Genomic DNA, 23,796 nt, shown 5'->3' on the forward strand with positions numbered 1-23,796 from the left:
ACTCACCAACCTGCAATCCCTTGACCTCCGCCGAAATCAACTGAGCAGTCTGCCACCGGAAATAGTCCAACTCACCAACCTGCAATCCCTCGACCTCAACAACAATCAACTAAGCAGTCTGCCACCGGAAATAGTCCAACTCACCAACCTGCAATCCCTTGACCTCCGCCGAAATCAACTGAGCAGTCTGCCACCGGAAATAGTCCAACTCACCAACTTGCAATCCCTCAACCTCGACAGTAATCAACTGAGCAGTCTGCCACCGGAAATTGGCCAACTCACCAACCTGCAATCCCTCGACCTCTTCAACAATCAACTGAGCAATCTGCCACCGGAAATTGGAAAACTCACCAACCTACAATCCCTCAACCTCTTCAACAATCAACTGAGCAATCTGCCACTGGAAATTGGAAAACTCACCAACCTACAATCCCTCAACCTCAGCTTCAATCAACTGAGCAATCTGCCACTGGAAATTGGAAAACTCACCAACCTACAATCCCTCAACTTCTTCAACAATCAACTGAGCAGTCTGCCACTGGAAATTAGGCAACTGCCAAACCTGAGAAAACTGGATCTTCGTAGAAATCCAGTCCCCATACCACCAGAGATTTTGGGGCCGAAGGATTTATATGAAGAACCTGGCGATGTAAATGAAATTCTCGATTTCTATTTTAGGGTGCAAGATCCAAACGAAACAGAACCCTTCTATGAAGCAAAATTCTTGATTGTTGGCGAAGGAGGAGCCGGTAAAAGCTCTTTAGCCAAGAAAATCAAAGACGAAACCTATAAACTCCAGCCAGAAGAGAAATCAACCCAAGGCATTGAGGTGATCCGGTGGCACTTTACACAGCCCAATGACAAAGATTTTCGCGTCAACATCTGGGATTTTGGCGGTCAGGAAATCTACCACCAAACCCATCAGTTTTTCCTCAGCAAGCGTTCTCTCTATGCTTTAGTTGCCGACACTCGCAAAGAAAACACTGGTTTCTACTGGTGGCTGAAGGTTGTCGAACTCTTGAGCGACAAAAGTCCAGTTCTCATCATCAAAAACGAAAAACAAGACCGTCAGTGCGAAGTCGATGGGGGGCAATTACGAGGAGAATTTGACAACTTGAAGGAAATTCTGGCAACCAATTTAGATACTAATCGCGGTTTGCCAGAGATTAAAAAGGCTATTCAATTTTGCATCAGTAATCTTGACCATGTTGGTACACCTCTACCAAAACTCTGGGTAAGGGTCAGAACAGCGCTAGAGAATGATTCCCGAAATTACATCAGCTTTGAAGAATACCGTACCCTTTGCCAACATAATGAATTAATAGACCGTCAAGATATGCTGCGCTTAAGCAACTATCTCCATGACCTTGGCGTTTGCCTGCATTTTCAAGACGATTTTGCACTTAGACACTACGTCATCCTCAAACCCGAATGGGCAACTACTGCCGTATACAATGTTTTGGACAATGACAATGTTAAGAAAAAGTTGGGTTGTTTTACCAAGGACGACCTCGAAGATATTTGGAAAAGCGGCGAATATGCAGATATGCGCGATGAACTCCTGCAATTAATGATGCGGTTCAAGCTTTGCTACCAAATTCCCGATCGCCGTGACATTTATATTGCGCCGCAATTGCTTTCCATTGAAAAAGCTGATTATACCTGGGATGATCGCAACAATCTGATCCTGCGCTACACCTATACATTCATGCCCAAAGGCATCCTTACCCGTTTTATTGTCGAGACGCACCCTTGGATTGAAGAGCAAAAACTCGTTTGGAAAAACGGTGTTGTTCTTAACAAAGACCAAACTCGTGCTGAAATCATTGAAAACTACAATCAACGGGAAATTAAAATCCGTGTAGCCGGAAACCGCAAAAAAGAATTGATGGCTATCATCACCCATGAACTCGAAAAAATTCACAACTCTTATGAACGTTTGCAATATCAAACCCTAGTTCCTTGTAACTGCGAAACTTGTAAAAATCTGCCCACACCTTATTCCTATTCTTTAGACAAACTCAATAAGCGCTTGAACGATCGCCGTTACCAAATTGAGTGCGAAAACAGCTATGAAATGGTAGATGTCCGTAGGTTAATTGATGATGTCATGTTTCAAGGCATTAAAGCAGATGCGGAATTTAATTCCAAAGTTGCACAGTTGCAAAGCGAACTGGAGCAAGAGAGAAATGAATCGTTGACTATCAATAGTCAGGAAATTTTCATCTCTTATGCTTGGGGTGGAAAAAGTGAGAAATTTGTCAATAAACTGGATGAAACTTTCCAGGCAAAAGGAATCAAAATCATCCGCGATAAACGCGATTTGGGCTACAAAGAACTGATTCAAGCCTTCATGGAACGGATTGGACGTGGTAAATGTGTGATCGCAGTTATTAGTGACAAGTATTTAAAGTCTCCCAATTGCATGTTTGAGCTACTGCAAATTGCTAAAAATGGTGAATTTTCTGATCATATTTTCCCGATTGTGTTAGCGGATACCCAAATTTATGACCCTATTGCAAGACTTAAATATATTAATCATTGGGAGAAACAAATTCAAGAACTTGACGAAGCGATGAAAGGGGTTTCCGGAGCTAATTTACAGGGTATTCGTGAAAAAATTGACCAATACACCGAGATTCGCAACAGTATCGCAGAACTGACTAAACGGCTAGCAGATATGAACGCCCTCACCCCTAAGATTCACAGCAAATCAGACTTTGACAAATTGCTGAATGCGATCGCACACCGTTTAGATGAGTAAAACTAGACTATTAGTGACGCTTTGAGATAGAGCAATGTCTCCGACAGGCTATGCCTACGCCCTTTTAACTCGACAATTTGTGTTCTGAGGTGCAACTTCGAGGATAAAAGGTGCAACTGCAAGGATAAAAGGCTCAACTTCGAGGATAAAAGGTACAACTGCGAGGATAAAAGGCTCAACTTCGAGGATAAAAGGTACAACTGCGAGGATAAAAGGCTCAACTGCGAGGATAAAAGGTGCAACTTCGAGGCTCAAAGGCGCAACTTCGAGGCTTAAAGGTCAAGCGATCACCTTTTTAACTCGACAATTGCTATTTAAAGGTGCAAGTTTCGAGTTCAGAGGTGGAATGGTGAGGCTTTGAGGTGGAAGGAACAATCAGATGATTGGTTAATATCGTTTACCTGTCTGTCTTCTTCTAGCAGTGCAACTGGTTTATTAGCAGCTTCATGGCAATTATAAGGAGACCACACATGATAAGTCACTCCTGGCTGTAACGACAATGCTTCTTCTTCAGTCGCTAGTTCTTAAACTAAAAACTGCATGACCTTGAGTTTATCTGCACAAGATAGCTTGTGCAAGGTTGGGAATAAATCTGCTGCACTCATATCAAGTTGAAGATAACGACTAAATACTTTTTATATTTTCACAACTACAGACTTCATTAGAGGCATTGCGATACTGTCGCTGTTTTAAAATATAACTACAAAAGTTTTTGCTCGATTTCTTCAAGCTGCCGATCTAATCTATTTTGTTCTGTTTGGGCTTCCTGAATTTGCACTTCTAGTTTCCACTTTGTAGATACATCGGTTTCAATGGCGTATGCTTGGCGCAGCCGACCTAATTTTGTGCTAGCTAAGTCATACTGTTGTTGCAGTGAATCTCGTTCTTGCTCGAATCGGCGACGCTGGCGCTCAGTTAAACCCCCACTCGTTGCAGCAGGGTTGGAAGTTGCAGGTGTAGTAGTTGTAGAAGCAGTTGGGGAAGAAGATTTTGATTTAGCAATGTCTTCAACTACTCTGCGAATCCCTTGAGCGACATTTAAAAAAGCCTCATCTTGGTCTTGCCAAGTTGTGATCGGTTTGGCATTTTTGGGGAGTGCTTGCAGTTTACTAAAAGGTGCATCATTCCAGTCCGTCGGCTTCAGAATAATCGGAATTACACGAGCTTCCCGCGTTTCGTGTCGCTCCATAGCCCGTGTCATTTCTTTGTCGTAGCAGTAATCTGAAGCTAGAAAGTTAGCACTTACGAGCAGCAGAATGATATCTGCAACTTCCAGATTTTCATCGATCGCATTTGCCCATTCACTACCAGCAGTGATTTCGCGATCGTGCCAAGCTTCAATAACTCCCTGACGTTTCATCATGCTAAGATGAGTTGCCAATTCGTCACGTAACACTTCATCTTTGTGGGAATAGGAAAAAAATACTTTAACCGCATTAGACATATTCTTAAATTTACTTGATTAAATAGCTGTATTAGAGTAGATAAGTTAGTTTTACCAAAATACAAGCCAAAATAGAGAATATTTATTTAACGTGAGTTTGACAGATTATATAGTGTCCGTCTAATCTGCCTAATAAAAAGACCTCTCCCTGGTTTTACTACGCAAAACCTGTCCCTCTCCGATACGGAAGGGGACAGTTTTGAATAAAACTTCAAAGCTGGGAGAGGTTTGATAACTAATTACTTGATTTGCGGATGAGCATCTTGTCCATCCCAACAGACTAAGGTAGGTGTAGCTATGCTTTTAGTCTGGTAAGCATTTTTGACACCAATCCAGTTACTAGCAATTGGCATTCGCCAACCGGTTCCAAAAGCGCGATCGGTAATTTTTAAGCCGGGGGGTGCTTGTCGCCGTTTAAATTCAGCCCGCGCTACCATTTGGATTACTCTGTCTACAATCACCGCATCGTGACCGGCTGCAACAATTTGCGCTGCTGATTGGTGATTGTGAATCAGGCGTTGCAAAATATCGTCCAAAATTTCGTAGGGCGGTAGAGAGTCTTGATCCACTTGGCCTGGTTTGAGTTCGGCGCTGGGTGCTTTAGTCAAAACGTTTTGCGGGATGATTTCATTATTGCGATTTAACCAATGGCAAAGTGAATACACACGAGTTTTAGGAACATCTGCAATTACTGCTAACCCGCCGTTCATATCGCCGTAGAGAGTACAGTAACCAACTGCCATTTCTGACTTGTTACCGGTAGATAAAAGCAGATAGCCAAATTTATTAGCGATCGCCATTAATAAATTACCGCGAATCCGAGATTGGATATTCTCTTCAGCCAGTCCAAACTCAGTACCTGCAAACAAATCACCTAAAGTTTGATCGAAGCCTTGCATTAACTCGCCAATTGGTAAAAGATTAGTTTTAATCCCCAAATTTTCAGCTAATGCCAAAGCATCACTGATGGAATGCTCCGAACTGTAAGGGGAAGGCATTAGAACACCAAGGACATTTTCTTTACCAAGTGCAGCAGTTGCGATCGCAGCTACTATTGCAGAATCAATCCCGCCACTTAAACCCAAAACTACTTTAGCAAAGCGACACTTGCGGGCATAATCTCGCACTCCCAAAACCAAAGCTTGCCAAATTTCTTCATCTTCCGACTCATAGACAGGTGTTACAGAACCTAATTGAAAATCCCGTTGTGCCTCGTCAAATTCAACTATCATTAAATCGGTGTCAAAGCCACGAGCACGACACATAATTTCACCTTGACGACTCAAGGCAAAACTACGTCCATCAAAAATTAGGTCATCATTTCCACCAACCTGATTAGCATAAATCATCGGTTGTTGAAAACGTACTGCACTATGTCTGAGTATTGTTTCACGAAACTGCTGCTTGCCGACAGTGTAGGGAGAAGCAGACAAATTTACAACCAAATCTACACCCAAAATTGCTAAGTCAGCAATTGGATTTACTGCATAACTACGTTTGCCCCAAAATTCCTCATCGTTCCATAAGTCTTCACAAATAGTTACGCCAATATCTATATTATCTAAAGTGAAATAATTAGCTTGCAAGCCTGGTTCAAAATAGCGACGTTCATCAAATACATCGTAATTAGGCAAAAGTCGCTTGTGAAAAATTTGCTTGACTTCGCCATTTTCTAACAAAGCGATGCTGTTAAATAAACTTTTACCTCCACTAATAGATGCGTTGAGGTTCTGTTCAACAGTTCCTACCAACACAGCTAAATTTGGTGGTAAATCCTGGGCCAAATTTTGTAAAGTAATGCCCATCGCTTCCACAAAACTTGGATTTAGTAATAAATCCCTTGGTGGATAGCCACACAAAGAAAGTTCTGGTGTCAACAACAAACGCGCACCGCTAGATGCTGCTCGTTGTGCCGCTTCCAGTATTTTTTGGGCATTTAAAAGCAAATCACCGATAGTAGGATTAATTTGAGCGATCGCAATTTTCATTGTATTTAGTCATTAGTCATTGGTCATTGGTCAAGAGTCAAAATAAGTTACTCAGGACTTTGAACTCTGCAAAGTGATTAGCTAAATAAACACCAAAGGTTTATCTTTTAAGGGAGCAAAAGCTTCAGCGTCAAACTTATATAAACTAGCCGGACGGCCAGCACCCCGTGATACTTTAATTCCGGTATCGGATAAAAAACCTAACTTGAGTAGACGCGCCCGAAAATTAGAATAATCGGAAAAGTTATCACCTAAAACTGTGGCGTATAACTGATATAAATCATTCAACGTAAACATTTCTGGCAAAACTTCAAAAGCCACCGGGCTATACTCTAATTTATTACGCAACCGCCGATGCCCATAAGCCAGAATTTCATTATGGTCAAAAGCTAATTGTGGCACTTCCTTTACTGGATACCAAGCTATGCCAGTCATGCGATCGGCTATCAATTCGGCTTCCTCAAATCGCACTAGGGCAAAGTAACTAACTGATAGATAACGCACACCATAACTATCAGTTGCTTCCCGTGGATCGCGATTCGGCCCACCAAATGTATACAGTTGTTCTAAGTAGAGATTGTTGACCTTAATTTTCTCTGCCATAATGCGATAGGCGGCATCTTCTAAAGACTCTCCTGGACGAACTAAAGTACCAGGAAGACTCCAATGATTTAAAAATGGTTCTTGCTGTCGCATTACTAGTAGAACTAACAGCCGATTTTGTGCAGTATCTACAGAAAAAATTACATTATCAACACCAACCTTGAAATCGGCCAAAGGTTGTTGGTTTAGCGGAGTTGGTATCTTTTTTTGGGAACGTCCTGGCATTCGTACAAATGCTCTCGATTAATATAGGCAACTACAGGGGCTGTGAGGGCTTCAGAATCTCCATGTTCGCGGTACGCTGTTGAGGAAACATCTAGACCGGTCAGACTAGCGATCGCAATCTTCCCTCCCAGCTTTTGCACTACCTCTGAACTAGATTCATCTATTGCATATCCGGGTCGCGGTACAATCAGTAGCTGCACTTCCTGTAACAAATCTTCAATGCGATACCAGCGTGGTAGCTGACTCAGTAAATCTGAACCAATAATCAATGTCAATTCAGCGTCGTCACCCCAAGTAAGCTTCGCTTTTTCCACTGTTTCCAATGTTCTGAAGCTGCTTAATTCTTGTTCCAAAGCAATATTGTGCCGTGGCGCGTCTATATCCGCAATCAACAGTCGCAACATTGCTGCCCGATGTTCTAAGGGCGTTTGATGGGACTTAAATGGATTATCCGCTGCCCAAACCGCTACCCAATCATAACGCTCAGACAACCAACTCAGAATTTTTTGATGTCCAGCAGTTGGTGGATCGGCACTAGTACCAAACAAAGCAACTCTCATAGTAATTCGTAATTCGTAGTTCGTAATTCGTAATTAAGACAGACTGAAAGAGTACTTTTACTTATGTGTTCTCTGTGCCTCTGCGGTTCGTTTTTTAGTTTCCTCCGTCAACACCCGTAACCCCTCAGAAATCTCCACTTCTATAGCTACAGGACGATCCAAACGCCGTGTTTCCTGTGGCAAACTAGTAACTGAGGCGGCGGTACGCTGACGAATTGTTGCCAACGACTCTAACGGCTGCACCCGTTCACCTTCTTGCACTACTAACTGCAACAAAGGTTCTTCCTCCAGAAGACTTTCACCTAAGAGTCCTAACCTGTCTGCTTTTACCTTACCTCCCGTAAATGAGCGAAAAATCTGCTTGCGCCCTGGATAAGTAACCTTACCACTTGATTGCTTCATCACTGGGATACCATCAATGTCTACAAGTTTATAGACTCCATTTACAGGCGAACCTGTAACTAATCGTGTTCCCAGTCCGTAACCATCAATTTCGGCCCCAGCAGCTTTTAATCTGGCAATTTCCCACTCATCCAAGTCACCACTGGCAAAAATTGGCACACCGGGAAGGAGCGATCGCACCTGTTTTGATAAAGTAACTAAATCTCCTGAGTCCAATCTCACTCCTGTTAATTGCATTTCCCCGGAATTTACTTTTTCGGCCAAGCGCTGGGCAGCAGCAACGGTATCGTAAGTATCAATCAGCAATGGCGCACCCGGAAAATATCGATGAAATGCACTGAAAGCTTGTTCTTCAGTGCCTTCTATTGCTGATAGTGCCATCACTAAGGCGTGTGCCATAGTACCACTTGGCTTTTGTCCCAGTTGTAGCGCTGCTAACACATTGGAAGTGGAATCTAAACCACCCGCCAACGCCGCCCGTGCTGCCCACAAAGACCCTTGGGGACTAAATGCCCGTCTTGTGCCAAATTCTAAAAGTGTTGCTGATTCCCCCGCTACATCCCGCAACCGTGCTGCTTTTGTGGCAATCAAAGTCTGGTAATTAATAGTATTTAGGAGATATGTTTCCACTAATTGCGCTTGCCACAGGGGTGCTTCCACCCGCAACAGTGGCTGATTGGCAAAAACAGCCGTCCCTTCTGGTACTGCCCAAACATCACCCGTAAACTTTCCCTCAGCTAAAAGTGACCAAAAGCGATCGCCTGCGTAAGTAAAAATTCCCGTTGCCTGTAATGCTGCAATTTGGGCAGAACTAAAGCGGATTTTGGCTAAATATTCCAATGCCTGCGTTAGCCCCATTGCAATTAAATAACCAAAACCCTCTGGCAATCGCCTGACAGACAATTCAAAGCTTGCCCGTCGTTGTTCTATACCTTCGCCTGTGTAACAAGCTGCCATTGTTAACTGGTAAAGGTCGGTCAGTAAGCTGTAATCATCAGTAGAGAGGTTTAGTTCCTGGTTCTGCTGACTTTGTTGTTTATATACATAGTCCAAATCTGGCAAAGTTGTCATGCAAGAGTTTCCTTACAAGATGCTTCTGTTATTTATGGTAATATTTACCATAAATATTGTCAACTCCCGGCAAGTATATTTCAGAGATTGCCGTAGAACGGTAGATTTATAGGCAAATTAATACTAGCTTCATAAAATACTTAATATTTTTTAATAGTAATAGCTTGCAATAATGTTAATCAAATAAGGCAGCTAATGAAAAGAAACAATATCCTGTCAGAGAAAGTTTGTTTTGCTTCGCTCTTTTCCCAACAGGGGTTAGAGAAACAACTATGTTACGATTAGAATCAAAGGGAAAAGTTTGATTTTCTGACAAGCTAAAGTATTGCGAAGTTATCTGAATAAACATTGCATATATTCTCAATATATTGAGAATTGGAGCCAGTTTTGAATATCAGCATTAGAGTATAGGTAGCACAATTAAAGCGACTCGAAAAAAGGAGTCCAATATTATGGCTATTTACCAAATCATTGCTAACATAACCCAGTATATTTCTGAAGCTGCAATGCGTATTTTTGGCCCTACAGATGATGCTTATCCTACTATTGGGGTACAACCTTTTACAGGTGAGCCTTATGATAAACGTACAGCCGATACTTGGTAAATCCTAATACAGGAGTCAAAATTTAGAATTTTGGCTCCTAACGAATAGAGATATTGCAAAAATCATAGTTGCAATTAATATAAACTACATGGTAAAAGACCGCTCAACCGTAAAGATTTTTTGTACAGTAAGACGTGACGTTAAACGTCACGCCTTTTTATTTAGACTTTTTTCCCATCGGCTGCTAAGAGTTCCAGAATGACTCCATTTGTCCAGCCGAAGCCAACTTCGTTAGAACTATATCCAAAGCAGATTTCGTCGGAAACGTTGGCAGAACAACGCTCAACATCATATTTCTCAACTAGGGTATTGTGACGGCCGAATTCTTTAATTACCATAGCTAGGAATTTGTTGGCAATGCGATCGCCTTCTGTATGAAACCCATAGCGGTGAAGTCCTTGAACGGCAATTAATGTCAGTGGTGCCCAACCAAAGGGAGCATCCCACTGGTTTCCGGTGACACGAGTACTGGTAAAAATTCCGCCTGGGGCTTCAAACAAAGAGAGATTTTCCACGACGCGCTGGGCTTGGGCTTGAGAAGCAATTCCCAGCCATAGGGGATAGAACGTGGTGGCAAATTCGTAGCGACGGCGTTCTCCACTCTGGAAGTGATAATCCAGATAGAGTCCCTGTTCTTCATCCCAGAGACACTTATCGATACGATCGCGGCGGATATCTGCACGATCGCGCCATTGTTTTTGCAGTTCTGAGTTCCCAAAAATATTGTGGATTTGCCCCAAGTCTTGTTCTACCTGATACAGCAAACTGTTGAGGCACACAGGTGCATAGTGGAGGATATCAGCACTGAAGGGGCCAAATCGGTTGGTGATATCAAAACCGGACTCGCGCATGGTGCGATCGCCCTTGTAAAATAGGTGCGTCAGTTCGTCTTTTTCCCGGTTGTAGTAAAGACTAACGTCATAATCCTCAACCTCAAAAGTTTTGTAGTACTCCTTGACGCGATCATAATGGCTTCTTCCCTCCTCATCGCGCTCAGAGAACAAAACTTCTGGCGCAGGACCTTCCCCAAAAGCATAAAATCGGGATAAGCCTGTTGCCGGATTCAGGTGAGGCGGTACTACCCAGTAATAATAAAACTGTTCTAGGATCGGTATGGTTGACTTTAACCACTCTTCATCCTGGGTGTGCTGGAATAATGCCAAAACCATCATGCTGAGGACAGGGGGTTGCGATCGCGACAGCATATAAGTCCGGTTGGAATTGAGGATAGTGCCGTAATGCTGCACCTGGTACAACAACTGATCAACTTGGTTTTGCGCTAGCTCCCATTCTTCATCGCGCAAAAGTCCCAGTAATATAAAGTAGCTATCCCAGCCGTACATTTCGTTAAAGCGCCCACCAGGTACAATATAAGGGCCTGGTAGGTATAGTAACCCATGCTCTTTAATCGCTTCCGCTTCTGTTGGCAAAGTGCGAATTTGCAGACGTTGCATATCCTTGGCAGATAGCGATCGCTCTAACACACTTTGAATGTTGGGACAATCTTCTGAGGGTGAAATGTAGACTATCCAAGGAGTCTCGGTTTTGTGATCTAGCTTGGTATCCTTGGCAGATTGTAATAAGTGTTCGTGCGATCGCGTTAAGGTTTTCCACGTTTTTTTGATATGGGCCCGCACGGTGTCTATCTGCGCGGTGGTAAGTGCTGGGGGAGTGGTCATAATTCAGAATTATTTTTGAAACGCAAAGGAACGCAAAGGGAATCGCAGAGGTACGCAGAGGTTTTATGGGGTTCTCTCTGCGTAGGACAATTTATGTTTTTACTCGGCACTACTAACTAATAGAGCAACTGGAAAATGGGCGAGGGCAGATCCGATGGATAATGTTTCTGTCGCCTGTAAAGGTTGCTGAGTAAGGACGTTTTTCCAGGTGGGGGAAGTTCCGGGGGGTAATTCCAGGTGTGTATCTTGCCAAACTGACAAGCCGTTGGGGTTTTCTCCTGGCTGGATGAGGCTTGTTAAAAAGCGTGGTGCGATCGCGATCGCTGTTTGATTCCCTTCCCGCCGCGCAAAGGCGATTATATGATTGGCGTAGGTTCCTTGAACTTCTAAGGGGAGATAGTCGCCGTCTTGGAATAATGAAACATAGTTTGTTCTGGCTTGGAGTAATTGAGCCGTTAAAAACAGTTTGATTCTGCCGTCAGTTTTATCACTCAGCAACTCTTGAATCAAACCCAGAATGTCGGTTTTCACCTGTTCGCGGATGGCGCTTAAGTAGGTACGTCGCTGTTCAAAATCCACCGGGCGGCGGTTGTCTGGATCGACTAGGCTTAGTTCCCAAAGTTCTGTTCCCTGGTATAAATCGGGTACGCCGGGGGCGGTAATTTTTAGTAAAGTTTGGGAAAGGGAATTGAAGATACCATACTCTGCAATTCGCTGTTGAAAGGGACGAAAGGTTTCTAGAAATTCCCCGGAGAGGGAAGGATCGAGTACTTTCTCAATAAAGGATGTACAAGCTTCTTCATACTCGCTATCAGGTCGCAACCATGCTGTATGCACTTTCGCTTCTCGAATTGCTTTAATTATATAGTCCTTCACCCGTTCCACGAAGGATGCATGTTCATGTTGCGCAAAGGGAAACGCCCCTACCAGGGTTTGATAGAGAAAATACTCGTCGTTGCGATCGGGGATAGCGAACCCGTGGCGATGGCTACGATGTCCTCGATTAATGGCACTCCAGGTATTTACCTGCTGATCCCATTCATCGGGTATTTCTGAGAGGACATTCAATCTGGCCCGCACATCTTCGCCGCGTTTGGTATCGTGGGTAGCTGTGGTGTTCATTGTATGAGGCCAGGTTACTTGGTGCTGTTTGTTAAAGGCATGGAATTTGGTTAAATCAATCCCAAAATGACCGGGATTACCACCAACTTCATTTAGCGACAGTAAGCGATTGTAAACATATAATGTGGTGTCTTCTACGCCTTTTGCCATTAGCGGGCCGCTGTATTGCTGCATTCGCAAGACAAAATATATCCACTGTTCGCGTTCTGTTTGAGTCAAAGAATTATCAAACTCTAGCAGCATTAACTTTTCAATAAAGGTCAGTTCGTGCTGCAACAGAGGCGCTTGTTCTTTGGCTTGGTCAATTACTTCTTGAATGGTAGCGCGATCGCTATCTCCAATTCCATCGGGTGTAATATAGGTGCGGTAAATCGGGAACTGTGTTAAAACTTCGGCGATCGCTCTTTTTAATCCATTCAGTGTAAAATCATTACCATAGCGATATTTGCTGGAAATATTCTTTAATAAAAGAGCCAGATTGTCAATATCACCTGCAAGATTTTTTTCCAGAATCAGGTGTTTTTTATCCTTCACTACCGATGCATAATCTACTCTTGAGCTAATAAAGTTATGGTAAATTTTATCGAAGGATGATTCATTTTCTGTTTGGCAAAATACGCCATTTACATAATTTAAAAAGTCATATCCAGACGTACCTTCTATTTTCCAGTTTTCCGGCAACTCTTCGGTGAGTTCTAAAATCTTTTCGACCGTGATATAAACATCTCCTGTCTTTTCTCGCAGTCTTTCGAGATACTGGATTGGATTATAAAGTCCATCTATATGGTCAATGCGTAAACCTGTAAATTTGCCTTCTTCAACTAGCTTTTGAATTAGGCTGTGGGTATTATTAAAAACCCGCACTTCTTCAACTTTAACGGAAATCAGTTCATTGACAGTAAAGAAACGGCGGTAGTTCATTTCCTCCGCCCCAACTTTCCAGAAGGCGAGACGGTAAAACTGGTCATTCAGTAATTCATCTAGGAGATTAAAGCTTTCTGAATTACCGGGTTCTCCGTTGAAAATTTGGATATTTTCGTCAATGAATTCGCGGATAGCATCGTTTGTGGTGTAGAGTTCCCAAACCAATCCTTTAATAAATGCAATTTGGTCTTGTCGTTGTTTTCCTGCAACTTCTGAGGGCACACTTTTGAGAATGTAGAGAATCCCCAATAGCTTAATAAAATCGGGATGATTGCGCCCCAGTGTGCGGGTGAGTTTACCTAGATTATGGGTGATAAATTTTGTGTAAGATTCTAACCGCAGTGGCAGTTTTAAGCTGTAATAGTTGACAGTTAAACCGTTTTGTTCATATTGCAGTTGAATGTGTCCGTTTTCTAGGGATGCACCATAGAAATCTCCCAGCAACGGCGCGAGAATTCGTTGTTCGCGATCGCCAAAGGGAGCATTCCAAGAAAGGTCGAAGTAGTCGGTATAGCTGGAATCGGGGCCGTGTTCCAATACGTCCATCAAGTAATCGTTTTCGCTGCTATAGGCCATATGGTTGGGCACAATATCTTGTAACCAGCCCATACCAAGGGATTGAACTTCAGCAGCTAATGCATCAAAGGATTCATTAGTTCCCAGTTCTGGGTTAAGTTGAGTGGCATCTACTATATCGTAGCCGTGCGTACTCCCGGATCTTGCTTTGAAAATGGGGGAAGCATATAAATCGGAAATACCTAAATCTGCTAGATAAGCTGCGATCGCTTTAGCGTTGTCAAAGCCAAACTGAGGTGTAAACTGAATTCGATAAGTTGCGGTAGGAATTCGCATATTTTTTTAGTAGGGAGTGGGTACAGACGCGATTAATCGCGTCTTTGGGGAGAGACGCGATTAATCGCGTCTGTACAAAGTGGAGAGTTTGAGGCTTTTAGCTCGAACGTTGAGGCTTTTAGCATGAACGTTTAGCCTTTTTGCTCGAACGTTGAAGTTATAAGGCTGAAATTTTCAGTTCTAACTCTCCCCCTCATCCTTTTTCATAGAGTACTAAACTAGTAGGTTGCAATTTCACTTCTTGGCCCACAGACAAATGTTCAGCAGCTTCAGAACCATGCCCAAACCATGAGGTATCAGCAGAGTCCAACAATTTATTAGCATTTTGCTCAAACGGCAGAGTCACTGTCAGTGGAGACGAATTGAAATTCATCACAAATATTAGTTCATTTGATTCGCACCAACGACGCACGATGACCAGCTGCTTCTCTTCATCGCTAGTGGCTTGGATGAAATTGCGGTCTTGATTCAAAAGTGCTGGATGCGTCTTGCGTAAATTAATTAACTGACGATACCAATTCCATAAAACCTTGTGGTTACCGTCATTGCGTAATTGCCAATTCAGTTTAGAACGCAGGAAAGTTTCTGCCGATTCGGGATCTGGGGGATCATCTGCATAGTGAAATGCTTCAAATTCTTGTTTGCGTCCGGCTCGAACTGCTTGAATTAAATCTGGATCGGAGTGACTGACAAAGTAAATGAAGGGTGCAGTTTCGCCGTATTCTTCTCCCATGAACAACAGAGGTAAATTGGGCGACAGCAGTACAGCCCCAGCAGCTAACTTTAATCCCTCAAAAGAGATCCTCTGGCTGAGGCGTTCTCCTTTCATTTGATTGCCGATTTGATCGTGATTCTGAATGCAGACTGCAAACTGTGATAAAGGGCGATCGCGGCAAGATACGCCATGAAATCGCTTACGGTGTGGAGCATATTTCCAATCGTAGACAAAAGTATCTTCATAAGCTTTTGCCAACTGAGCGCATTGCCCAAAATCTTGATAATATCCTTGGCGATCGCCTGTCAATAGTGCGTGCAATGAATGGTGAAAATCATCACTCCACTGGGCATCAAGACCATATCCACCCAATTCTACCGGACGAATTATTTGCGGATTATTCTGGTCACTTTCGGCAATTAGATGGCGTTTCCATTTTTGCCCTTGTTGTGAAAAATGATGAACTGCTTCCGCTAGTTCCCAGAGAAAATGCTTCGCCCCTAAATCGTAAATTGCTTGAATAGCATCCAGCCGCAATGCATCTATGTGAAACTCGCGCAACCAGTAAAGCGCATTTTCGATAAAATAATTTCGCACACCCTGACTATAGGCATCGTCGAAATTCAGCGCTTCGCCCCAAGGTGTTTTATAGGTTTTTGTAAAGTAGGGCGCGAACTGACTCATATAGTTGCCTTCAGGCCCAAAGTGGTTATACACCACATCCAGCACTACGGCAATTCCGTGTTGGTGACAAGCATTTACCAGTTGCTTCAGATCGGCTGGGCTACCATAGGAATTTTGGACAGCATAAGGGTAAACGCCGTCATAACCCCAGTTGCGATATGCAAGAGTTGCTTCAATATGAGTGTCTCCCGGAAACTGGGAGATGGGCATAATTTCAATGGCATTAATTCCCAGTTCTTTTAAATCTGGTAAGCGGGGAATGATGGCGGTGAAAGTTCCTTCAGGCGTGAATGTCCCAACATGGAGTTCGTAGAAAATCATCGACTCCACAGGAATACCAGTCCACCCTTCATCAGTCCACTCAAAATGTTGGTCGACAATTTGAGACGGCCCATGCACCCCTTCAGGTTGATACTGCGATGCTGGATCGGCAAAGGTGTCTTGCCCATTTAAGACATACCGATAAAGCGTACCGGGATACACATCGTTGACTTTCGTGTGCCAGTATCCCTCAGACTGAGGCTTGAGCGGAATTAACTGCTGTTCTGGCGTCAAAATTTTTACTGTGACGCTATCTAATAGCGGAGACCAAACTGTAAATTCACACTCTCCGTTACCCAAGTAGTTAGCACCAATTCTCACGCAGTATCCTCCCATCAGATCATGTGTTGTGCCGAATTATGGCGCGATGGCGTACCCGCCCTAGGCGATCGCAAATGCCATTGATTGCAAAATGTTTACAAACACGCCAGATAGCATAATGGTTGGTCTAGGAGAGTTTTTGCTAGTACCTGGAGGCGGATTTTTGACCAGAACAAATTCTGTCTAATGACAAATTAGGAGGCTGGAGGCTGGAGTTTTGAAACCCACGCAGGTGGGTAAAGCCTCGTGTAGCTGCGGTTTCTAACGACCTATTTAACTTAAGTTGATTTGCAGCCACCATCCACACAGTATGCCGATTGATATGTATTAGAACGCTTACCAAAGAGTGCATAGCGATTATCGCGGATTTGTTCGTAAAAGCGATCGCCTGCCCATTTCATCCCCGGTAAGGCTCGATAAGCGTCTACAAATATATTTCCTACTGGCAATAACCGCCCAATCTCTTCAGCAGCGTTACTACCTTGCCAACGTCTCTGAGGTTCATTACCATCAATTAAAATTACCCCCTGTTCACAGTCTTGGGCTGTAATTCCCCACTGTAAAAGTGTTTGCTCATCTTGCATCGGACTGTAGCGAAACAGCTTTCCTTGGTCTAAGGTTTCTAGCAACTGCACCAGGGTAACGCAGAGATTACAATTCCCATCGTATATTACGTAGTAATTCATAAAAATAACGGCTCTTTAGCAATTGACTTGTCGAATGTGTCTAAACACAGCTTTGGTATTCTAGCTTAGAAAAAAGCCGCAAATTAGCAATCATTACTTCAACTACTTACTTTCCGATACCGTGGCGATCGTCAAATATGCATAATGTCGTCGAGTTTAAGTTGTAAATTTGGCAAGATATCAGAAGATAGGTCTTGTTTTGACTTGACGTAGGCTTATTGTAGCGAAGGCATTATCAAGCAAAATTACCACGAGGTGACAACGAATTGCGATCGCTCTTACCTCACCCAACCAGTGCGAAGTAAAAAAAACTGCATTGAAGTTGCAGGTCGATGCATTAGCAATGCAAGTCATCGCATTAGCAATGCAAGTCACCGCATTTACAATGCAAGTCATCGCATTCACAATGCAAGTCATCGCATTCACAATGCAAGTCATCGCATTCACAATGCAAGTCGTCGCATTCACAATGCAGGTCGATGCATTAACATTGCAGGGCGATGCGTTAAGTCAAACATCGCTCCCAGTTTCCAGTTATCATGCCTTTGGGATGGTATTTGCTTAGTTTTTTCATTAATGAGAAAATATTCATGAGATACAAACTCTTGGGCAAAAGCGGGTTAAGAGTCTCTGAACTCTCCTTGGGAACCATGACCTTTGGTGAAGATTGGGGTTGGGGTGCATCTGCTGACGAAAGTCGTAAAATCTTTGATACTTATGTAGAAGCAGGGGGAAATTTCATTGACACCGCCAACGGTTATACCGATGGTAGCAGTGAAAAAATTGTTGGTGAGTTGATCGCTAAAGAACGGGAACGCTTTGTAGTTGCAACAAAATATTCTTTTCCCTTGCAGATGAATGAGAAGAAAGGCGATCCTAACGCCAGTGGAAACCATCGCAAGAACTTAATCCAGTCTTTAGAAGGTAGCCTAAAACGGCTGAATACCGATTACATTGATTTATTCTGGTTGCACGCTTGGGATTTCACAACACCTATTGAAGAAGTCTTGCGATCGCTTGATGATGTAGTCCGTCAAGGTAAAGTACTTTACATCGGTATTTCTGATGCCCCTGCTTGGATCATTTCCCAAGCAAATACCATCGCCCAATTCCAAGGATGGACACAGTTTGTCGCCCTGCAAATTGAATATAGTTTAATTCAGCGAACACCAGAACGCGACTTGCTACCGATGGCAAAAGCCTTTGATTTGGCAGTAACACCGTGGTCGCCTTTAGGTGGTGGTGTGCTGACAGGCAAGTATAATCAGCCTCCTCAAGAGGGTAGCGAACAGGGGCGATTAGCAAATGCAGCGTTAGGAACTATTTCAGAACGGAATTTAGCGATCGCTCAAGTTGTCAGTGAAGTTGCAGCAGAAATTGGACACACACCATCACAGATAGCATTAGCTTGGTTACGCGCTCAAAGTGGTGTGATTATTCCGATTATTGGGGCACGTAAATTAACGCAATTTCAAGATAACTTAGCTTCTTTAGATGTCGTACTTTCGCCAGAACATTTGCAACGTTTAAATGACGTGAGTCAAATTGAACTGGGTTTTCCCCATGACTTTTTGCAGAATGATGTAATTCGCGATCGCCTTTTCGGTGGCACATTCAATACCATAGAAAACCATCGCATTTAACTAATAGTCATAAACAGTAACACATTCAGCCTTTAATACAATCCATCGTCAGAGAGTTTCGCACCGGAAAACAATTCTGTAGAGTTAAGTTTAAAAGGCATTAACAACGTAGAATCATGAGTGACAATAGCATTTCATCACGTTTGTACCCTACGCGTATTGACATTCCCGCCGAAGCCCGAGTGCAAATCGTGGTAATTCTCAACCAAACCTTGGCAGCTACTTTGGATCTGAAAACTCAGGCAAAGCAAGCGCACTGGAATGTTAAAGGAACTGACTTCTACCAGCTACACGAATTATTTGATGAACTGGCTGGTGAATTGGAAGAGTATGTCGATATGGTAGCTGAACGCGTCACAGCTTTAGGCGGATACGCTTTCGGAACAGCCCGCGCCGCAGCTAGTAATTCAATTTTGCCAGAATATCCCTTAGATATTTTGGATGGTAAAGACCATGTGACAGCCTTAGCAGATCGTTTTGCACTCTATGCTAAACATATCCGGGAAGCGATTGCTAAAACTGATGAATTAGGGGATGCTGATACCGCTGACCTTTACACCGAAATTTCCCGCACCATTGACAAACGACTCTGGTTCTTAGAAGCTCATCTGCAAGTAGCAGAAATTAAGGCAGAGAATGGCAAAGCAGGTACTACTAAAACTCAAAAGATCCCTGCTGGTGTCAAATAAGCACTTCTGATAAAAGTAGCTTTCGTAAATCTAATAGTATCTTTTTGGTAAGTACGTCACTTTTAAGTGCGTACTTTTCATTTATATGTATATACTTTACCATTGAAATAGTTCAAAACTAGTTCGCAAAATTCAACAATATATTTGACAAGTCATAAATCAAGATTAATTTTTCATCTTGAAGAAGTTATTAGGTTACCGAAAAAGTATGCTAATTCCATTCTGATTCCTAACTCTTGTACAGACGTGATTAATTGCGTCTCTACGGCATTAACAACGAGGTAAATCTATGTCTCAAAATACAATTAGCCATCTAATTCATGATAGAAACGCCCGCGGTCACGCTAAAATGGGCTGGCTCGATAGTTATCACACATTTTCCTTCGGTAGTTTTTACGATCCCAACCGCATGGGATTTCGCTCTCTGCGGGTAATTAACGACGATCGCATCGCCCCTGGTGCTGGATTCCCTACCCATGGTCATCGTGACATGGAAATCCTTACCTATGTCTTAGAAGGTGCTGTAGAGCATAAAGACAGCTTGGGTACAGGCTCAGTGATTCGCCCTGGTGATGCACAGATTATGAGTGCTGGTACTGGGATTAGCCACAGCGAATTCAATCCCTCACCAACCGAGCCACTGCACTTGCTACAAATCTGGATTCTTCCCGATCAAGAAGGGTTGACACCAAGATATGAACAAAAAGCTTTTCCTCTAGAAGAAAAGCGTGGCAAACTCCGCTTAATTGCTGCTAAAGATGGGCGCGATGGAGCCGTGACAATTCACCAAGATGTTGATTTATACACATCTGTTTTAGAGGAAGGTGATGTTGTTAATTATCAAGTCAAACCTGGTCGCTATGCCTGGTTACAAATAGCGCAAGGCATAGTTAACTTGAATGGCCAAGAACTCAGAGCAGGCGATGGCGTGCAAATCAACGGCGAAGAACAGCTAGAAATTAGCACCAATATCGGCGGCGAAATCTTGCTTTTCGATTTGGGTTAATATCTCAATTTATCTGCTAAAAGGCTCAATTAGACGAGCCTTTTATTCAGAATGTAGCATTTTCTTATTCATCAGCTGGAGATATAAATCTCTGGCTGATAGCGTAAGTCTAACTAAGTTTATTGCAAATTTTTTTAACTAAGAATTTCAGTCATGAAATTTTTCGTTTGCAGTTGAGATACCAAAATAAGGTATTACTACTTGTAGTATCACCACTAGACCACTGCGGTAGTTAGAGACGAATGGTTTTTGGGAATTCTAAGAAAAAGAAAAAGTGAAGTTTGTGTTCATAATAGATTCCAACACACTTTGTTCTATTTTCCTGCCTATTAGTTTCTTCTCCAGAGGTGATTGTGGTTACGACATCAACAGAGCAAACACTAAAACTTCCTGTTCAGTTAATTTGGATAATATGGCTAATTTGCTTATTGCCATCGGCGTTAAATCTGTTGGGAGTTAGTTTTGCTTCTAGTCTGTCACCCCGGAATTTAGAGGTTGTTTGTAATCCTGCTAGTTTGGGATTTATTGAAGAAGTTATTTACCAAAGATTGCAAGGAAGCTTCGTCCATACAATTTTAGAATGGAGTGCTGTCTGTACTGCCATATTTACTATTATTTTGGCTTTTGCTCACTTTTATATAAAAAGCGATATTATTACACCAATCATTGGTGTAACTTTGTTGTGTGCTGGACTAATAGATGCGTTCCACACCCTAGCTGCCGATAGGTTAATTGAAACCGTTGCTGATAACAGTAAGCTCATCCCTTTTACTTGGGCACTTTGTCGACTTTGCAATGCCTTAGTGACAATAATCGGTGTCAGCATTTTTCTGTTCAGTAAACCTAAAAGGTGGCAAGGCAGTTTAAAGTTTATAGTTGCAGTGACTTTGGGCTTTGGGTTAGTTTGTTACGGCATAATTGCTGTTTGCGCCACTAGTCACACCTTACCACAAACAATCTTTCCCAACTCAATTATTACTCGACCTTGGGATATCATACCCTTGATCCTTTTCTTGGTAGCTGGAATTCTAATTTATCCCCGCTTTTGGCGCAAGTATCCTAGTTTATTCTCTCACGCTCTAATTATTAGTACTATTCCTAATGTCGCTACCCAATTCCACATGGTTTTTGGTTCAACGGCTCTGTTCGATAATCATTTTAATATTGCTCACTTTTTGAAAATTGTTGCCTACTTAGTGCCCTTGGCTGGACTAATTTTGGATTACATCTACGCTCATCGTCAACTGCTAATAGCTCTCAAACAAGCACAACTTTATACCGAAGCTCGTGAGAATGCTCAACTTGCTCAACATACACTCTCACAACTGCAACAAACCCAAGCACAAATTATTCAAACAGCAAAAATGTCCAGCATGGGGCAACTGGTAGCAGGAGTAGCACACGAAATTAACAATCCTGTCAATTTCATCTATGGCAACCTTAACCATATAGATGAATATACCCAAAACTTACTGCAATTAGTGATGGCTTATCAACAGCATTATCCCCATCCACCCCCATCACTTCAACAACGACTTAACTCTATAGAACTCGACTTTCTTGTACAAGACCTTGGCAATATTCTTCAATCGATGCAAGTTGGTACAAAACGCATCCGGGATATTATTGTATCACTGCGAAATTTCTCTCGCTTGGATGAAGCTTCTTTTAAGGAAGCGGATATTCATTCTGGTATCGATAATACCTTGATAATTTTGCATCACCGCCTTCAGACAACAGCAGATGCTACTGGAATTAAAGTTATCAAAGAATATGGTCAATTGCCTTTGGTGCAGTGTTATGCTCGAGAACTGAATCAGGTTTTTATGAATATCCTAACGAATGCTATAGATGTTTTAGAAGAGTCGGTCGAAAAAACTAACCGACAACATAAAATACCCAGTATTTGGATTCAAACTCAGCTAACCTCAGACAATCTAGTGTCTATCTCAATTGCCGATAATGGCGGGGGTATTCCCGAAGAAATTCGCTTGAAGTTGTTTGACCCATTTTTTACCACCAAACCTGTAGGCAAAGGGACAGGACTAGGATTATTTATTAGTTATCAAATTGTTGTAGAAAAACACGGTGGCAATATTTGGTATAATTCGACATCAGATGGTGGAACAAAGTTTGTGATTGAGATTCCAATACAGCCTGGAAAGGATGTAGTTAAAAGTGCTGGTTACCGTTAAACACTCTGCTGATTTTGGAGAATTTGCGATCGCAGTCTTACCCAGAATAGCAAGCTAATCTTAGTACCTCGCCGCTACTCTGAAAATAAATTTTTATCTGGAAATTAGTTTTCAAGTTAGCTATTTTACAGTTACTGCTTGCACTTTGTCTACACTAAAATTGGACTGAAGTACTCAAAGAGCAACCTGATGTCCAAAAAGCCCGATTCGCAGTTCCAAAATCTCTTTACTTCACCCAAATCAACAAACTGGGACGAAAGATTAGCCCAAATAGCCTATCGCTTTAACCGTGAGTATCAAGGTGAAACCTTTGAACTACCAACAGAAGTACAAGCGATGCCGATATTCCGTGAGTGGATTGGAGGTAGTTTCTCAGGGAGAATTGCTTCCCCTTTTTGGGAAATTGCAAAACCTCAAAAGAACCAGCACTGTATAGATATTGGCTGTGGTATCAGCTTTTTAATTTATCCTTGGCGGGATTGGCAAGCATTTTTTCATGGGCAAGAAATCAGTAATGTGGCACGCGATACCCTTAATTCCCGTGGCCCGCAGTTAAATTCAAAACTGTTCAAAGGTGTTGAGTTGGGAGCAGCTCATCAGTTAAGCTACTCATCAGAACAGTTTGACCTTGCGATCGCAACAGGATTTAGCTGCTATTTTCCACTCGAATATTGGGATGCTGTACTGGCAGAAGTCAAGCGGGTGTTAAAACCAGGTGGACATTTTGTGTTTGACGTTCTCAACCCAGAACAGCCTTTAGCAGAAGATTGGGCAGTTCTGGAAACCTATTTGGCGGCTGAGGTGTTTTTAGAGCCTTTGACTAAGTGGGAAAAAACTATTAAAGCGGCTGGTGGTAAAGTAGTAACGCAGAAATCAGGGGAATTATTCGAGTTGTATAAGGTGCGGTTGTGAACTACCCCAGCCTATAGATGGACGTAGACCCAATTCATCGGGAATAACCTTCCAGGACTCTGTAGTTCTATTGGTCTGACATACTCCCCATTGGCAGAAGTCCTGGTTCCCATGACCCAAATCTTTTTCTTGCAACATATACCTAATCATTGATGTTGGTGGCAATGAATGCCCTTATCCCTATGGTAATTGCAGTTACTAAACCGCTCATTTGTGGAAGTCCTTATATTTCATGCTTGGGCATTGGCATGGGTCATTTACAAAGGATGCATAACCAATGACTAATAACTAGGTAGAAAGCCTTGGTTTATACTTTAGTCAAACTAATCGATAGAAACAAATGCTTTTGTTTGTCAAAATGATAAATGAAAGTGATTAAAGTTTT

General features: G+C 42.6%; 19 protein-coding genes. 8 read left to right on the forward strand and 11 right to left on the reverse strand.

Annotated elements, in window-relative coordinates; all coding sequences use genetic code 11:
• On the forward strand, nucleotides 1–2,764 hold a 2,764-nt coding region (locus tag ACEYW6_RS05145; RefSeq protein WP_412978885.1), incomplete at its 5' end, for a COR domain-containing protein.
• A gap of 54 nt (nucleotides 2,765–2,818) precedes the next feature.
• On the opposite strand, the gene ACEYW6_RS05150 is transcribed toward ACEYW6_RS05145, so the two are convergent.
• The 7 genes from ACEYW6_RS05150 to ACEYW6_RS05180 all read right to left on the reverse strand — a co-directional run bounded on the left by ACEYW6_RS05150 (nucleotide 2,819) and on the right by ACEYW6_RS05180 (nucleotide 9,057).
• Entirely contained in the window at nucleotides 2,819–3,019 is a 201-nt protein-coding gene (locus ACEYW6_RS05150) for a hypothetical protein (RefSeq protein WP_412978886.1), read from the reverse strand.
• Nucleotides 3,020–3,099: 80 nt separating this feature from the next.
• The gene (locus tag ACEYW6_RS05155; protein WP_412978887.1) at nucleotides 3,100–3,264 is read right to left on the reverse strand and encodes a hypothetical protein; all 165 of its coding nucleotides are present in this window, start codon (nucleotides 3,262–3,264) and stop codon (nucleotides 3,100–3,102) included.
• Between the two features lie 200 nt (nucleotides 3,265–3,464).
• Nucleotides 3,465–4,208, reverse strand: coding sequence for a toll/interleukin-1 receptor domain-containing protein (locus ACEYW6_RS05160; RefSeq protein WP_412978888.1), 744 nt, complete (start codon nucleotides 4,206–4,208; stop codon nucleotides 3,465–3,467).
• Nucleotides 4,209–4,447: 239 nt separating this feature from the next.
• On the reverse strand, nucleotides 4,448–6,196 hold the full coding sequence (locus ACEYW6_RS05165) for an NAD+ synthase (protein WP_412978889.1): 1,749 nt from the start codon (nucleotides 6,194–6,196) through the stop codon (nucleotides 4,448–4,450).
• An 81-nt stretch (nucleotides 6,197–6,277) separates the two neighbouring features.
• Nucleotides 6,278–7,024, reverse strand: coding sequence for an NUDIX hydrolase (locus tag ACEYW6_RS05170; RefSeq protein WP_412978890.1), 747 nt, complete (start codon nucleotides 7,022–7,024; stop codon nucleotides 6,278–6,280).
• The gene (locus ACEYW6_RS05175) at nucleotides 6,985–7,584 is read right to left on the reverse strand and encodes a nicotinate-nucleotide adenylyltransferase (protein ID WP_412978891.1); all 600 of its coding nucleotides are present in this window, start codon (nucleotides 7,582–7,584) and stop codon (nucleotides 6,985–6,987) included. The genes ACEYW6_RS05170 and ACEYW6_RS05175 overlap by 40 nt, the downstream gene beginning before the upstream one ends.
• 57 nt (nucleotides 7,585–7,641) lie before the next feature.
• Entirely contained in the window at nucleotides 7,642–9,057 is a 1,416-nt protein-coding gene (locus tag ACEYW6_RS05180; protein WP_412978892.1) for a nicotinate phosphoribosyltransferase, read from the reverse strand.
• Between the two features lie 452 nt (nucleotides 9,058–9,509).
• On the opposite strand from ACEYW6_RS05180, the gene ACEYW6_RS05185 reads away from it, so the two are divergent.
• Complete coding sequence (locus ACEYW6_RS05185; protein WP_190895963.1) at nucleotides 9,510–9,662, forward strand: hypothetical protein; 153 nt, start codon at nucleotides 9,510–9,512, stop codon at nucleotides 9,660–9,662.
• Nucleotides 9,663–9,823: 161 nt separating this feature from the next.
• On the opposite strand, the gene ACEYW6_RS05190 is transcribed toward ACEYW6_RS05185, so the two are convergent.
• The 4 genes from ACEYW6_RS05190 to ACEYW6_RS05205 form a co-directional block, all read right to left on the reverse strand.
• Entirely contained in the window at nucleotides 9,824–11,341 is a 1,518-nt protein-coding gene (locus ACEYW6_RS05190; protein WP_412978893.1) for a trehalase family glycosidase, read from the reverse strand.
• 99 nt (nucleotides 11,342–11,440) lie between these two features.
• The gene (treY, locus tag ACEYW6_RS05195) at nucleotides 11,441–14,239 is read right to left on the reverse strand and encodes a malto-oligosyltrehalose synthase (protein ID WP_412978894.1); all 2,799 of its coding nucleotides are present in this window, start codon (nucleotides 14,237–14,239) and stop codon (nucleotides 11,441–11,443) included.
• A gap of 193 nt (nucleotides 14,240–14,432) precedes the next feature.
• Nucleotides 14,433–16,280, reverse strand: a complete 1,848-nt coding sequence (gene treZ, locus ACEYW6_RS05200) for a malto-oligosyltrehalose trehalohydrolase (RefSeq protein ID WP_412978895.1) — start codon at nucleotides 16,278–16,280, stop codon at nucleotides 14,433–14,435.
• A 278-nt stretch (nucleotides 16,281–16,558) separates the two neighbouring features.
• Complete coding sequence (locus ACEYW6_RS05205) at nucleotides 16,559–16,966, reverse strand: thiol-disulfide oxidoreductase DCC family protein (protein ID WP_412978896.1); 408 nt, start codon at nucleotides 16,964–16,966, stop codon at nucleotides 16,559–16,561.
• A 316-nt stretch (nucleotides 16,967–17,282) separates the two neighbouring features.
• Between ACEYW6_RS05205 and ACEYW6_RS05210 the strand changes: the two genes are divergently transcribed.
• From ACEYW6_RS05210 to ACEYW6_RS05235, 6 genes are all read left to right on the forward strand, one after another.
• The gene (locus tag ACEYW6_RS05210; RefSeq protein ID WP_412978897.1) at nucleotides 17,283–17,531 is read left to right on the forward strand and encodes a hypothetical protein; all 249 of its coding nucleotides are present in this window, start codon (nucleotides 17,283–17,285) and stop codon (nucleotides 17,529–17,531) included.
• Between the two features lie 25 nt (nucleotides 17,532–17,556).
• Complete coding sequence (locus tag ACEYW6_RS05215; RefSeq protein ID WP_412978898.1) at nucleotides 17,557–18,609, forward strand: aldo/keto reductase; 1,053 nt, start codon at nucleotides 17,557–17,559, stop codon at nucleotides 18,607–18,609.
• A 116-nt stretch (nucleotides 18,610–18,725) separates the two neighbouring features.
• Nucleotides 18,726–19,298: a DNA starvation/stationary phase protection protein Dps gene (gene dps, locus ACEYW6_RS05220; protein ID WP_412978899.1), complete on the forward strand. Its 573-nt coding sequence runs from the start codon at nucleotides 18,726–18,728 to the stop codon at nucleotides 19,296–19,298.
• A gap of 289 nt (nucleotides 19,299–19,587) precedes the next feature.
• Nucleotides 19,588–20,304 (forward strand): pirin family protein, encoded by a 717-nt coding sequence (locus tag ACEYW6_RS05225; protein WP_412978900.1) that lies wholly within the window; start codon nucleotides 19,588–19,590, stop codon nucleotides 20,302–20,304.
• 353 nt (nucleotides 20,305–20,657) lie between these two features.
• Entirely contained in the window at nucleotides 20,658–22,499 is a 1,842-nt protein-coding gene (locus tag ACEYW6_RS05230; RefSeq protein ID WP_412978901.1) for an ATP-binding protein, read from the forward strand.
• A gap of 189 nt (nucleotides 22,500–22,688) precedes the next feature.
• Nucleotides 22,689–23,411 (forward strand): class I SAM-dependent methyltransferase, encoded by a 723-nt coding sequence (locus tag ACEYW6_RS05235; RefSeq protein ID WP_412978902.1) that lies wholly within the window; start codon nucleotides 22,689–22,691, stop codon nucleotides 23,409–23,411.
• The last annotated feature ends 385 nt before the right edge of the window (nucleotides 23,412–23,796 follow it).

It is taken from the genome of Nostoc sp. UIC 10607 (assembly GCF_047228265.1).
GTDB lineage: Bacteria > Cyanobacteriota > Cyanobacteriia > Cyanobacteriales > Nostocaceae > Nostoc > Nostoc foliaceum_A.

Excerpts from the sequence above, each read along its gene's own strand:
- ACEYW6_RS05160 (WP_412978888.1), bottom strand. The coding sequence starts at position 4,208 with ATGTCTAATGCGGTTAAAGTATTTTTTTCCTATTCCCACAAAGATGAA.
- ACEYW6_RS05165 (WP_412978889.1), bottom strand. The coding sequence starts at position 6,196 with ATGAAAATTGCGATCGCTCAAATTAATCCTACTATCGGTGATTTGCTT.
- ACEYW6_RS05170 (WP_412978890.1), bottom strand. The coding sequence starts at position 7,024 with ATGCCAGGACGTTCCCAAAAAAAGATACCAACTCCGCTAAACCAACAA.
- ACEYW6_RS05175 (WP_412978891.1), bottom strand. The coding sequence starts at position 7,584 with ATGAGAGTTGCTTTGTTTGGTACTAGTGCCGATCCACCAACTGCTGGA.
- ACEYW6_RS05180 (WP_412978892.1), bottom strand. The coding sequence starts at position 9,057 with ATGACAACTTTGCCAGATTTGGACTATGTATATAAACAACAAAGTCAG.
- ACEYW6_RS05185 (WP_190895963.1), top strand. The coding sequence starts at position 9,510 with ATGGCTATTTACCAAATCATTGCTAACATAACCCAGTATATTTCTGAA.
- ACEYW6_RS05190 (WP_412978893.1), bottom strand. The coding sequence starts at position 11,341 with ATGACCACTCCCCCAGCACTTACCACCGCGCAGATAGACACCGTGCGG.
- treY (WP_412978894.1), bottom strand. The coding sequence starts at position 14,239 with ATGCGAATTCCTACCGCAACTTATCGAATTCAGTTTACACCTCAGTTT.
- ACEYW6_RS05205 (WP_412978896.1), bottom strand. The coding sequence starts at position 16,966 with ATGAATTACTACGTAATATACGATGGGAATTGTAATCTCTGCGTTACC.
- ACEYW6_RS05215 (WP_412978898.1), top strand. The coding sequence starts at position 17,557 with ATGAGATACAAACTCTTGGGCAAAAGCGGGTTAAGAGTCTCTGAACTC.
- dps (WP_412978899.1), top strand. The coding sequence starts at position 18,726 with ATGAGTGACAATAGCATTTCATCACGTTTGTACCCTACGCGTATTGAC.
- ACEYW6_RS05225 (WP_412978900.1), top strand. The coding sequence starts at position 19,588 with ATGTCTCAAAATACAATTAGCCATCTAATTCATGATAGAAACGCCCGC.
- ACEYW6_RS05235 (WP_412978902.1), top strand. The coding sequence starts at position 22,689 with ATGTCCAAAAAGCCCGATTCGCAGTTCCAAAATCTCTTTACTTCACCC.